Genomic DNA, 12,993 nt, shown 5'->3' with positions numbered 1-12,993 from the left:
ATAAGGCATAAAAAAAGGCAAGCTACCTACATCACACCGCTACGACCATTTACCTTTGCTGCGTTCCCGCCCTGGAGGATTCAACAGGAGCTGGTTGTGTAGGACTTGCCGCTGCAAAGATACATTCTTTTTATTTTTACGCAATGATTTTTTTAACTGATTTTAAATAAATAAATTGCTTAAAATTAAATTTCACAAATGAAACCTAGCAACATACTCTCTATCATATTTTTAGGCGCTATATTATTTTCTTGCGGAAGTAGCTCTAACGACAAAAAAAGTGATTTTTCTTTACAAACTAATGCTCCTGGCAACGGAATTTCACTTCATAAGGACTTAAACCTCTCTATAAACAATCCGAAAAACCTTAAAATTGACTCGGTGGCATATTTTATTAACGACAATAAAATTTCAGCAAGTTCAAACTTAAGTTTACAAAAACTAGGAAAGCAAAACATAAAAGCAATTATTTATACCAACGGAGAATTACAAACCATCACTTCCCCTCTCCTTATTTTAAACGATAAACACCCTACCGTTTATACTTTCGAATTACTAAACACATACCCTCACGATATTACATCATACACACAAGGATTAGAATTTTATAATGATACTTTATATGAAAGTACGGGACAATATGAAGAGTCTAAACTTAGAAAAGTAGATTATAAAACGGGGAATGTTATGAAAAATGTAAACTTAGCCGACGAATATTTTGGAGAAGGATTAACAGTTTTAAACCATAAACTGTATCAATTAACTTGGCAAAAAGGAACAGGGTTTGTTTATGACGCCAATACACTTGAAAAAAAATCAAGCTTTAAATACAATAATAGTAAAGAAGGTTGGGGACTTTGTAACGATGGTAACGTATTATATAAAAGTGATGGAACTGAAAAAATATGGATTCTAGACCCAGAAACTTTAGAAGAAAAAAGCTATATACAAGTGTACACTAATAAAGGAAAAATTGGACGTGTAAATGAATTAGAATGGATAAATGGAAAAATCTATGCTAACATTTACCAAAAAGATGGTGTCGCTATTATTAATCCTAAAAACGGAGCTGTAGAAGGCGTTATCGATTTTACACCACTTAAAAAGAAAGTAACACAACATCAAGGTTTAGATGTTTTAAACGGAATGGCTTTTAATCCCACAACCAAAACATTATTTGTTACCGGAAAACGTTGGGACAAATTATTTGAAGTTACCGTAAAACCTAAGCAATAATTCATGAAAGAATTTGAACTTAAGGTTACTGTTACCGAAGACGACTTAGACGATTTAAACCACGTAAATAATGTAAGATACGTACAATGGATTCAAGATGTTGCTAAAGGTCACTGGCAACAAACAGCAACTCCAGACATGCAAGAATTATACATTTGGGTAGTAATAGAGCATCATATTTATTATAAAGGCGAAGCCCTATTAGGTGATGAGTTATTACTGAAAACTTATATTAAAAAAGCTGTGGGCGTAAAATCTATTCGTGTGGTCGAATTATATCATACAGAAACAGATAAGCTCATGCTAAGCGCAGAAACACATTGGTGTTTAATACATACTAAAACCAAACGTCCGACAAGAATACCACAAGACGTTAAGGATATATTTCAATAATTAAGTTTATAATAAGAGATCTAACATTTCTAAACTTCTCAGATTATAAATTATTTGAAGCGTACAGAAAATATCTTTTATATTCAGAGTAAACCTCTAACTATTAACTATCAATTATTGAGTAAAAGTTATATTTTTACATAAAATCTCAAAAACAGAGATTCAGTTTACTATTATGAAACGTATTTTCTATTTTATTTCGTGTTTTCTTTTTTTAATGCTTTGGAGTTCTTGCAGAAAAGATTTCGATTTTTCTCCAAGTACAGGTACTCTTACCTTTTCTAAAGATACCGTATATCTAGACACCGTTTTCTCAAACATTGGATCAAGCACATATAACTTAAAAGTTTATAATAATAGTGATAATGATATTGTTATTCCGTCGCTTAAATTAGCTCTTGGTGAAGATTCTGAATACCGTTTAAATGTAGATGGCATGTCAGGAAAAATCTTTGAAGATGTAGAAATATTAGCAAAAGACAGCATGTATATTTTTATTGAAACCACTATAGATTATAACAATTTTGCCAATTCTGAATCGACTTATTTATACACCGATGAGATTGAATTTGACTCTGGTACCAATGCACAGAAAGTAGATTTAGTAACGCTTGTTAGAGATGCAGTATTTATTTATCCTAGTAAAGGTGATGATGGTATAGCAGAAACCTTAACTTTAGATATTAACGGCCAACAAGTTGAAACAACTATTCAAGGTCGTTTTTTAACCGAAGACGAATTAACCTTTACCAACACAAAACCATATGTTATTTATGGCTATGCAGCTATTCCTAATAATAAAACCATGACTGTCGAAGCTGGTTCGCGACTTCATTTTCATTCCGATTCTGGTTTATTTGTAAGTCAAGGCGCTTCATTGCAAGTAAACGGAACATATAGTAATGATAGTGAAAACTTAGAAAACGAAGTTATTTTTGAAGGCGATCGTTTAGAACCTAGTTTTTCAGATACTCCTGGACAATGGGGAACAATTTGGTTGTATGACGGAAGTATAAATAACAGTATAAATTATGCCACCATTAAAAATGCAACAGTAGCCATTTTAAGCGAAGGAAACCCAAACGACACTAAATTAATACTTAAAAATACTCAAATTTATAATAGCAGTAATTTTGGCGTATTAGGAAGAAACACCTCTATTACAGCAGAAAATTTAGTAATTAATAACAGCGGACAATCGTCTTTTGCTGGAACTTTAGGAGGGCGTTATAATGTGACACATTCAACAATAGCAAATTATTGGAGTAGCAGTTTTAGACAATATCCTGCTTTATTAATTAACAATTACTTAGTAAACGATGATGACACAACATATTTAGCCGATTTATCTGAAGCTAATTTCAATAATTGCATTATTTACGGAAATGATAATCCTGAATTTGTTTTAGACGAAATTGAAGATGATGCTGTCGCTTTCAACTTTAAATTCACAAACTGTTTAGCTCGTTTTCAGGTGTCATCTAGCAATGGTTATACCGGCGTTAATTATGATTTTGAAGATGCAACACATTACGAAAACATGATTTTTAATGAAGACCCTGCTTTTAAAAATAGTTCAAATAACGAATTAATTATTGGTGAAGATTCTAATGCTATTAACCAAGGGAATACGCTATATGCAAACCAAGTACCCGTAGATTTATTAAATACTAATAGAACAAATACTCCAGACCTAGGAGCATATCAGCATACTGTTTTTGAAGAAGAATAGTATACGTCTCAATCTTCATGAATCAAATCACAATACCAAAATCCAGCGCGTTTAGATTTATCATTAGGTAGAGGGTATTCGCGATACATCTTCTCTCCTATTGTAAACGGAATTGGTGCTTTAAATAATGGTCCGTCGAAACAAAAGGTATGAAATTCTCCATTTTCTCCACACGGATCTACTGTTTCAGGTAAGTTATTAATTGTGTCATGATCTAGAATAGTACCTACAAAATCTTCATTAAAATATTTTGCATCTGCACAAACTACAATTGCTTTAAAACCTAAATCTAAAAATTCATTAATTAATTTTTTAGTATTACGTTTCCACAAAGGGAACACGCCATTTATGCCCACTTCAAGCAATTGCATTTCTCTATAAAATTTTAAATCTTCTAAAAAAATATCACCAAATGCAGCATGCGTATAGTCTTCTGCTTTTAATTGATTAGTAGCCGTAGTCATAATAGCATTATAATCATACATGGTAGGCTGCTCTGGCAATTCAATATATTGAACGAGGATCCCAATAGCAGCTGTTTGAGCTTTTAGCAATTCTATACGTAAACCATGCATAGACACACGATTGGAATGCGTGTTTATGGTAGTCACTAATTTTTCAACCACATAGGTTTCATCTTTCAATAACTTATACAATGCTAAAGCAGAATCTTTACCTGTACTCCAATTAAAATAGGTCTTATTCATTAAAAAAAATTAATCTACATACATAGTATTTGAAAACGGTTGAATAGATTTACTATTACTTACCTCTTTTTGATTTGTACTTTCATACGTAGTTTGTCTTCTACCAGTTCCTACAATATCACTTAATGCCGCAGCCAATAAAGGTTCACTTATATCTCCTAAAACACCAAGGTTTCCATAATCTTCTTTTAAATAAATATCTGGATCTAAACCATCAAAATAGTCTGTATTTCCATTAGCATTTAACGATTTATAAATTAAAGGTTGCATGGCATAGGTGTGTGTAGCATTCACTTCAGATTTGCTAAATGTTGGCGAATCGTAAAGCGTTCTAGAAGCTTGATATTTCCCAACTGTAACATCTCCAACCTGAACCACATCTATATAAGGTGTTAGTCCATTTATAATAAGTTCACTCGCAGATGCCGTACTTTGCGAAGTAATAACATAAACCTTACTAAGGTTTAAATGATTTATGGTTTCGCTAAATGTAACAGAATTTGACGTAGTTGTTTTTTCCATAACATCTACAAATGGGTTTAACAAATCTTCTGGACTATTTGTTTCAAAATACAATTGCCAATCGCTATTCCATTCTTCTTTCACAAAAACATCGCCTGTAAATTGTCCTGTAATCATAGAAGCTAACCAAGTTGCTGTACTTACAGAACCTCCTGAATTATACCTTAAATCTAAAACCAAATTGGTTACGCCTTCACTTTTAAATGTTCCGAAAGCAGTGTTTAATTGTGAATCGAAAGCATCTGTACCAGTAAATCCGTTATACATTAAATATCCTATTTTATTTCCATTGATTTCAAAAACCTCTTGATCGTAGATTGGATTTTCTGTATAGGTAGATTTTACTAATACAATTTCTTCTGAAGTACTAGTTACAACATCGTCTGTAGTAGTCAATGTACCTTGATTATTGTATGTTGCCATTCCTATTTTATACGAATCGGCTTCTAAAAGATTTATATTAGTATCTGAAGCAGAATTATAATATAACGTAACACCATCTACACTATTAAAAATATCTCCACGTTTTATACCTTTAGATTCGGCATCTGTTCCAGGCAAGACATAACGTACATATCCGAATACCGTATCGGCAGATCCTAATTTAACCAATCCATATTCCATACCGTGAATTATCGATTCTCCATTAAAATATTGTTCTAACGCAATATAATCGTCGGTAATCCAACTAAACCGATCTTCTGTATCTGTATTATATAATAGACTATAAAATAAATCTTCTGGTGAAGAAAAATTATTTAAATAACTTTCATAGGCTGCAGTCGACTCAAATCTATCATCAGATAAGTTTGGCACATCGTCTTTATATAAATAAAAGGTATTCATTCCTCTCCAAACAAAATCATTTATGTCTGAGACAGTTACAGGAGAATCATCTTCGTCTTTAGCACAATTAGTGAAGCATAATAACAACACACATAAGTAAAAATAAGGTTTAAAATCTTGCATATTTAATCTAAGTATAATGGTTAAATTTACTTGAATTAACATCAGCTTAAAAATTTTTAGTAACAAATTATTAAATGGTTCGTCGTAATAGTAAATAACCACAAATAGATTAAGAACCGACCAATACAGATGACGCAGTCAGAATTTTTAAATACAGTAATGCCTTTTAAAGATAAAGTATATCGTTTAGCCAAACGCTTACTAATCTCTAATGAGGAAGCTGAAGATGCAACTCAAGAGGTATTACTAAAATTATGGTCGAATAAAAAGAAAATGGAATCTTATAAAAACGTAGAAGCGTTTTCTATGACGATGACAAAAAATTTATGTTTTGATAAATTAAAATCAAAACAAGCACAAAACATAAAAATTGTGCATAGTAATTATGAAGACAAAAAAACAAGCCTTCAGAAACAAGTTGAAACTACAGACAGTTTAAGCTGGGTTGAAAAAATAATAGAAACATTGCCAGAACAGCAACGCCTTGTTATTCAATTAAGAGATATAGAACAATTTGATTTAGATGAAATTTGTAACATGCTCGACATGAAAAACACAGCAGTTAGAGTGGCTTTATCAAGAGCAAGAAAAACAATACGAGAACAATTAACTAATACACATAATTATGGTATTAAATAACATAGAACAATTAATAGAAAAATATGAAAACGGCGAAACTACTTTACAGGAAGAGCAACGTTTAAAAGACTATTTTTCACAAAACGATATAGCTCCGCATTTAGAAGTTTATAAACCTTTATTCGCCTATTTTAAAGCCAACAAGCAAGAAAGATACACCAAAGACATTCCACTAAAAACTAAGAAAACAAATATGTATTCGTGGTTAACTGTTGCTGCTGTAGCCATATTAATGCTAGGATTTTATTTTAAATCAACTCAAAAGGTAACGTCTATAGACAACGATTTGGGTACCATTCAAGATCCGCAATTGGCCTATAACGAAGTTGTAAGATCTTTAGAACTTATTTCTAAATCCATGAACAAGGGCGCCGCAACCATGGGATATCTAGAATCTTATAATAAAGGACTCTCTACAGTGAGTTATATTAGTGAGTTAGAACACTCCTCAAACATTATTTTTAAATAACAATAAACAGAAAATTATGAAAACTACAATAAATAAAAATTCGAAAACAATGACTAAAAAAATAATATTATTTGCACTTGTAATGGTTTTATTACCAGCAAGTATGATGGCACAGAGTATTTTTGAAAAATACAGTGAAAACCCAGATGTTACCTACGTAAACATTAAACCTAAAATGTTTCAGATGCTTGCCAAATTAGATATTAGCACAGACGATGCAGAATCTCAAGCCTATTTAAACATGGTAAACAGCATTACCAGTTTTAAAACTATAATTACTGATGATAAAGCCATTGCTACAGATATTTCTAAATGGATGTCTTCTAAAAAAGGAGGATTAGAAGAACTTATGGAAGTGAAAGATGAAGGTAGAGAAGTGAAATTTTATGTAAAAGAAGGGCGTGATGCAGACCATGTAAAAGAACTTCTAATTTTTGTAAATGGAATAGGTGATTTAACAAAAGACGCAAACGTTGAAATTAATGGAAAAAATCGTCAAATTGAAACGGTTGTTGCACTTTTAACTGGAGATATTGATTTGAATGAAATCTCTAAATTAACAAGTAAAATGAATATTCCAGGTGGTGAACACTTGAAAAACAAATAATATATTCTAAACAAACAATACCGAGTTCTTTTTTACAAATATTAGAACTCGGTTCACAATCTTATAACATCATGAAATCATATAACTATTTAATTGCTATTACGCTTTGTTTGGGCTTATTACTTACAAGTTGTAATTCTGAGCCTACGTTACAAACCTATATTGTAGACCACCAAGAGGCACCTAATTTTACGACTGTAGACTTACCTTTATCTGTTTTAAATTTAGATGAATCAAAGCTAAACGAAGACCAAAAAACGGCTTACAACTCTATTAAACGATTAAACTTTTTAGGCTATAAAAAAGAAACGACTAAGACTGATGAATATCAAACTGAAAAATCGAAAGTAGAAACTATTTTAAATAATGAGGCTTATAACGAATTAATGGTTATAAATAATCATGGAGGAAAATTCACTCTAAAATATCTTGGAGATAACGATGAAGCTATAAACGAACTTATTGTTTATGGGAATTCTAAAGATGCAGGTTTTGGTATTTTAAGAGTACTTGGTAAAAACATGAAACCTTCACAAATTATGTCTCTAGCTAAAGTATTAGAAAAAGGAGATGTAGATATGTCTAAAATAAAAGATGTTATCGGATTCTTTAAAGAATAATTTAAGAATATTGTCTGTCTGTTTTCTGTACAAGAAAAAAGGTGTAAATGAAGTTTTCTATTCATTTACACCTTTTTTTGTAAAACACATTTCTGTACTTACTAATTTAAACCGTTTTAAAACAGCATAAAAAAACAGGCTATCCTTATAGGATAGCCTGTTTAAAATATTATAAACTAAATATTATTTAGTCACTTCTGTTTTATTTAAAGCTGAACTCATTTCCATAGAAATAGAAGAGCGTTCAAATTTAATTTTTCCTGCAAGCGTTTCAATAACACAGGTATTATCTTTATCGTTTAAATCTACTACTTTTCCGTGCATACCACTTTTAGTGATTACACGATCACCGCGTTTTAATTCGCTGGCGAATTTCTTTTCTTTTTTCTGACGTTTCATTTGTGGTGCAATCATAAAGAAATACACGACCACAAACATTAAAATAAACGGTAAAACAGAACTTATACCTTCTCCCATTATATTAAGACTGAATTTGAGGTGTTGCTAAATTAGATTTTACAGCAGAATTAGGATCTGGCTTAACAAAAGCTTTAATCTTAACCACGTCTCTTCCTTTTTCTGTATTAGACGTTACTGTAATTGTTTTTGTTACATTGTTCGCTCCAGAACCGTTAAATTTAACAGTAAATCTCCCAACTTCTCCTGGCGCCAAAGGTGCTTTACTCCAATCTTGAGGCACAGTACAACCACAAGAACTAGCTATATTTGTAATTACTAAAGGAGCTTCTCCTGTGTTTTTATATTCAAATACAGTTTCAACAGGAGTTTTAGATTCTATTGTTCCAAAATCATGTTCTGATTCTGTAAATGTAATTTGTGGAAATTTAGAAGCATTTGCATCACGCTCTGCAGCCACGGCAACATTTTCTTCGTTTACTTTTTTAGAAGCATCCTCTTTACATGATGTAAAAGCAATTAAACATAAAGCGCCTAATCCTAAAATCATTTTTTTCATAATAAATATTTTTTTTAAAGTTATAAAAGTACTAATAATTTCGAACTACATCAACCCTCGACCTACTTTATTTAAAGTCCCTTTTTCCTGATATTCTTTAACTAATTTATCTAAAATACCATTTATAAAGATGCTACTTTTTGGAGTAGAATATTCTTTTGCTATTTCTAAATATTCGTTTATTGTTACTTTAACAGGAATAGACGGAAAGTTTTGAAGCTCGCAAACAGCCATTTGCATTAAAATATAATCGATTTGAGCAATACGATCGGCTTCCCAATTTTGTGCTTTTCTATCGATATCTGCATTTAATTTAGTCTGATTTAGAATCGTTTTTTTAAATAAACTTACAGCAAATTCTTTATCGTCTAAATCTTTATATAATTTAGGAACAAAATATGCATCTTCTACATCTGGTTTAGATTTACGTAATAACTTTAAAATAGTTGTATTTACAGTAGGTAAATCGTCTAACCACGTTAAGTTTTTATCCTCTAAATAATCGTAAAGTTTTTCGTTTGGTGCAATAATTTCTTTGAATACATCGACAATAAAATTCTTGTCTGTTTTAAAGTCTGAAGTACGGGTTTGCATATATTCTGTATATATATCACTTGCAAGGATTGCCTTGTAAATAACATCTACATATTCATTATCTAATTCCCAGTTGTCTACACCATAAGTTCTAATCGTATCTCCTAATGTACGATTGTATCTTAATAATTGAAGCACTTCATTATTAACCAGTTTTTTGTTAGGATCTTTATCTTCGGAAGTCGCAAGATGTTTTAATTGAGATTTATCGATATGATTTTCAACTCGTTTTTGAACTTCAATCAATAATGATAATTGTAACAGATACAAATGATACATATCGTCTAAACTATTAAGTAAAAACTTTTGATCGTTTTTAAAATCATCACTTTCACCACCTTTAAAAGCATAGATGGTTTGCATTACTTTTACGCGAATATGTCTTCTATTAAGCATAGTTACAAAGAACTTTTAACCTCCTTTTAAGGAGCATGAATTATAGCCTTAATGGCCTTTAAATTAAAAAAAGCCGAAAGTTAAATTAACTTTCGGCTGCAAAAATAAGCTTTTTAAACAAATAACATTATTTATTATTCGCTTTTTTTCGTGCTTCAATTCTCGCTGTAGCAATGCTTAAAGCCGCTTGATTTGTAGTCATTTTATAAACATCTGCATTATTAAGTATTTCTAAAGTCGTATTATAGATGTTCTGAGTTCTAGTCATAATCTCGTCTTTACCGTAATGTGCAATTTCTGCATATACATTAATAATACCTCCAGCATTAATTAAAAAGTCTGGTGCATAAACAATTCCACGATTTTGTAAAATTGCACCGTGAACTTGCTCGTTAGCTAACTGATTGTTTGCTGCACCTGCAATAACTTGTGCCTGAATTTTATTTACAGTCTCGTCGTTTATTGTAGCTCCTAATGCACATGGTGCATAGATATCTACAGCTTCACTATATAAATCTGAACCTTTATATATTTTAGCGCCGTAGGTTTTACTCACAATTTCTAAACGCTCTTTACTAATATCGCTAATAATAACATCTGCGCCTTCTTTTGTTAAATAGTCTACAAGCGTTTCTCCAACATGCCCAATACCTTGAACCAAAATAGATTTTCCTTCAAGTTTATCGGTTCCAAATTTAAATTTCGCAGCGGCTTTCATACCCATATACACGCCATAAGCAGTAACTGGAGATGGATTTCCTGCACCACCTAAAGATTCAGAAATACCCGTTACGTAAGGTGTTACTTCTCTAATTAAATCCATATCAGGTGTATCTGTTCCAACATCTTCTGCAGTAATATATTTTCCGCTTAAAGAGTTAACAAACTCACCAAATTTTTTAATTAATTCTGGCGATTTTTGTGTTTTGGCATCTCCAATAATAACGGCTTTACCACCACCTAAATCTAAACCGGTTACAGCAGCTTTATAAGTCATTCCACGAGATAAACGCAACACATCGTTTAACGCCTCCCATTCATTTTTATAATTCCACATTCTAGTACCTCCCAAAGCAGGTCCTAATACCGTGTTATGTATACCAATAATTGCTTTTAAACCTGTATCTTTGTCATTGCAAAAAACTATTTGCTCATGATTATTAAAAGAATGTTGACCAAAAACAGGGTCAACTTTATACAGTTCATTTGCATTTAAAACCTCTGAAACCATTTTAATTATGTATTAATTGTTTTTGATGAATTTGATATTTTGATAAAAATAAGATGCAAACTTATATTATAATTATAATATTTTCAAACAAATAGATGTTAAATTACGAATAATTTAAATTAAAAAATTTAAAAGGTTAATGAAAGCCCTCAAACACCTCAACAAATACTTTCTTAAATACAAATATCAGTTACTATTCGGAATAGTAATTACAATCGTAGCTCGTATATTTATACTCTTTACCCCTCGTTTTGTTCGAGAAATCTTTAAAGTAGTAGAAGATTATAATAGTGGTAAAATAACCGAGATTTCTGTAGTACGCTCAGAACTTTTACTAGACATTGCTTACATTATTGGTGCCGCTATAATTGCCGGACTTTTCACTTTTTTAATGCGCCAAACCATTATAAACATGTCTCGGCACATTGAATTCGATTTAAAAAATGAAATCTATCAACAGTATCAACGCTTGTCTTTAAATTTCTACAAGAAAAATAGAACCGGAGATTTAATGAATAGGATTAGTGAAGATGTAAGTCGCGTGCGTATGTATGCTGGCCCTGCAATTATGTATACAATTAATACCATTACACTTTTTGTAATTGCATTATTATATATGTATAGCGAAGCACCATCGCTTACTTTATATACGGTCTTACCCCTGCCCTTTTTATCGCTTGCCATATATCAATTAAGTAAAGAAATACACAAACGTAGTACTATTGTACAAGTGTATTTATCTAAACTATCAACCTTTACTCAAGAAACTTTTAGCGGAATTTCTGTGATAAAAGCTAACGGAATTGAAGCACAAACCTCAGAAAACTTCGAAACTCTATCGCAAGGTAGTAAAGAGAAACAATTAGCATTAGTACGTGTACAAGCTTTGTTTTTTCCAATGATGGTTTTATTAATTGGAGTTAGTAACTTAATTGTAATTTATATTGGAGGTAAACAATATATAGATGGCAAAATTGAAAGTTTAGGTACCATTGCCGAATTTATTATTTACGTTAACATGTTAACATGGCCCGTAGCCACTGTAGGTTGGGTAACATCTATTATTCAGCAGGCTGAAGCTTCTCAAAAACGTATAAATGAATTTTTAGAAATTGAACCTGAAATTAAAAATAACACAGAATCGCCTTCTAAAATTAATGGAAATATAGCCTTTAAAAACGTATCTTTTACTTACGACGACACTAATATTCAAGCTTTAAAAGACATTAGTTTTTCTATTAATCACGGAGAAACTTTAGCTATAATAGGAAAAACAGGATCAGGAAAATCGACTATTTTAGATCTTATCGGGCGTTTGTACGATTGTAACAGTGGCGATTTGCTTATCGATAACACAGCTATAAATCAGCTTAATTTATATAGCTTAAGAGACAGTATTGGGTATGTACCACAAGAAGCCTTTTTGTTTTCAGATTCGATAAAAAATAATATTAAATTTGGAAAAGAAGATGCTACAGATCAAGATGTCATTCAAGCAGCAAAACTAGCTCAAGTACATGGTAACATTTCTAAATTTGCAAAAGGTTACGACACGGTTTTAGGAGAACGTGGAATTACATTATCTGGCGGACAAAAACAACGTGTATCTATTGCTAGAGCCATAATTAAAGATCCTAAAATATTATTATTCGACGATTGTTTATCTGCGGTAGATACGGAAACAGAAGAAAAAATCCTTAAAAATTTATACAAAGTCGCTTCAGGGAAAACAACCATAATTGTAAGTCACAGAGTGTCTTCTGCTAAAAATGCAGATAAAATTATTGTTTTAGACGATGGTAAAATTATTCAACAAGGCTCTCATGACTCTTTAATTAATATTGAAGGTTACTACAAAACCTTATATTTAAAGCAACTTAGTGAAAAAGAAATATCATAATT

The 12,993-nt window shown here is 31.3% G+C and carries 14 protein-coding genes and 1 other RNA gene; 8 read left to right on the top strand and 7 right to left on the bottom strand.

Annotated elements, in window-relative coordinates:
- Window positions 1-12 precede the first annotated feature (12 nt).
- Window positions 13-111: signal recognition particle sRNA small type (ffs, locus tag Q1B05_RS13370), an RNA gene on the bottom strand.
- 87 nt (window positions 112-198) lie between these two features.
- Here ffs and Q1B05_RS13365 point away from each other — a divergent pair.
- The 3 genes from Q1B05_RS13365 to Q1B05_RS13355 all read left to right on the top strand — a co-directional run bounded on the left by Q1B05_RS13365 (window position 199) and on the right by Q1B05_RS13355 (window position 3,361).
- Window positions 199-1,236, top strand: a complete 1,038-nt coding sequence (locus Q1B05_RS13365) for a glutaminyl-peptide cyclotransferase (protein ID WP_299781452.1) — start codon at window positions 199-201, stop codon at window positions 1,234-1,236.
- Between the two features lie 3 nt (window positions 1,237-1,239).
- On the top strand, window positions 1,240-1,629 hold the full coding sequence (locus Q1B05_RS13360) for a thioesterase family protein (RefSeq protein ID WP_299781451.1): 390 nt from the start codon (window positions 1,240-1,242) through the stop codon (window positions 1,627-1,629).
- 175 nt (window positions 1,630-1,804) lie between these two features.
- A complete protein-coding gene (locus Q1B05_RS13355; RefSeq protein ID WP_299781450.1) occupies window positions 1,805-3,361 on the top strand; it encodes a hypothetical protein in 1,557 nt (518 codons plus the stop codon).
- An 8-nt stretch (window positions 3,362-3,369) separates the two neighbouring features.
- On the opposite strand, the gene Q1B05_RS13350 is transcribed toward Q1B05_RS13355, so the two are convergent.
- Both Q1B05_RS13350 and Q1B05_RS13345 read right to left on the bottom strand, forming a co-directional pair.
- Window positions 3,370-4,068 (bottom strand): diphthine--ammonia ligase, encoded by a 699-nt coding sequence (locus tag Q1B05_RS13350; protein ID WP_299781449.1) that lies wholly within the window; start codon window positions 4,066-4,068, stop codon window positions 3,370-3,372.
- 9 nt (window positions 4,069-4,077) lie between these two features.
- Window positions 4,078-5,559 (bottom strand): S41 family peptidase, encoded by a 1,482-nt coding sequence (locus tag Q1B05_RS13345; RefSeq protein ID WP_299781448.1) that lies wholly within the window; start codon window positions 5,557-5,559, stop codon window positions 4,078-4,080.
- Window positions 5,560-5,688: 129 nt separating this feature from the next.
- Here Q1B05_RS13345 and Q1B05_RS13340 point away from each other — a divergent pair, with 129 nt between their 5' ends.
- From Q1B05_RS13340 to Q1B05_RS13325, 4 genes are all read left to right on the top strand, one after another.
- Window positions 5,689-6,198: an RNA polymerase sigma factor gene (locus tag Q1B05_RS13340; protein ID WP_299781447.1), complete on the top strand. Its 510-nt coding sequence runs from the start codon at window positions 5,689-5,691 to the stop codon at window positions 6,196-6,198.
- The gene (locus Q1B05_RS13335; protein WP_299781446.1) at window positions 6,185-6,667 is read left to right on the top strand and encodes a hypothetical protein; all 483 of its coding nucleotides are present in this window, start codon (window positions 6,185-6,187) and stop codon (window positions 6,665-6,667) included. Before Q1B05_RS13340 ends, Q1B05_RS13335 begins: the two co-directional genes overlap by 14 nt.
- Before the next feature lie 16 nt (window positions 6,668-6,683).
- On the top strand, window positions 6,684-7,274 hold the full coding sequence (locus tag Q1B05_RS13330) for a DUF4252 domain-containing protein (RefSeq protein ID WP_299781445.1): 591 nt from the start codon (window positions 6,684-6,686) through the stop codon (window positions 7,272-7,274).
- Window positions 7,275-7,345: 71 nt separating this feature from the next.
- Window positions 7,346-7,894, top strand: a complete 549-nt coding sequence (locus tag Q1B05_RS13325) for a DUF4252 domain-containing protein (protein ID WP_299781444.1) — start codon at window positions 7,346-7,348, stop codon at window positions 7,892-7,894.
- A 183-nt stretch (window positions 7,895-8,077) separates the two neighbouring features.
- On the opposite strand, the gene yajC is transcribed toward Q1B05_RS13325, so the two are convergent.
- The 4 genes from yajC to Q1B05_RS13305 all read right to left on the bottom strand — a co-directional run bounded on the left by yajC (window position 8,078) and on the right by Q1B05_RS13305 (window position 11,091).
- Window positions 8,078-8,371: a preprotein translocase subunit YajC gene (yajC, locus tag Q1B05_RS13320; protein ID WP_299781443.1), complete on the bottom strand. Its 294-nt coding sequence runs from the start codon at window positions 8,369-8,371 to the stop codon at window positions 8,078-8,080.
- Window positions 8,372-8,375: 4 nt separating this feature from the next.
- Window positions 8,376-8,870: a DUF1573 domain-containing protein gene (locus Q1B05_RS13315; RefSeq protein ID WP_299781442.1), complete on the bottom strand. Its 495-nt coding sequence runs from the start codon at window positions 8,868-8,870 to the stop codon at window positions 8,376-8,378.
- Window positions 8,871-8,915: 45 nt separating this feature from the next.
- Window positions 8,916-9,860 (bottom strand): transcription antitermination factor NusB, encoded by a 945-nt coding sequence (gene nusB / locus Q1B05_RS13310; RefSeq protein ID WP_299781441.1) that lies wholly within the window; start codon window positions 9,858-9,860, stop codon window positions 8,916-8,918.
- Between the two features lie 127 nt (window positions 9,861-9,987).
- The gene (locus tag Q1B05_RS13305; RefSeq protein WP_299781440.1) at window positions 9,988-11,091 is read right to left on the bottom strand and encodes a Glu/Leu/Phe/Val dehydrogenase; all 1,104 of its coding nucleotides are present in this window, start codon (window positions 11,089-11,091) and stop codon (window positions 9,988-9,990) included.
- 139 nt (window positions 11,092-11,230) lie between these two features.
- On the opposite strand from Q1B05_RS13305, the gene Q1B05_RS13300 reads away from it, so the two are divergent.
- Window positions 11,231-12,991 (top strand): ABC transporter ATP-binding protein, encoded by a 1,761-nt coding sequence (locus tag Q1B05_RS13300; protein ID WP_299781439.1) that lies wholly within the window; start codon window positions 11,231-11,233, stop codon window positions 12,989-12,991.
- Window positions 12,992-12,993: the final 2 nt, after the last annotated feature.

It is taken from the genome of uncultured Formosa sp., from assembly GCF_947500765.1.
Lineage (GTDB): Bacteria > Bacteroidota > Bacteroidia > Flavobacteriales > Flavobacteriaceae > Formosa.
The sequence above is the reverse complement of the archived record's forward strand: the minus strand, read 5'-3'. Positions and strand labels throughout refer to the sequence as shown.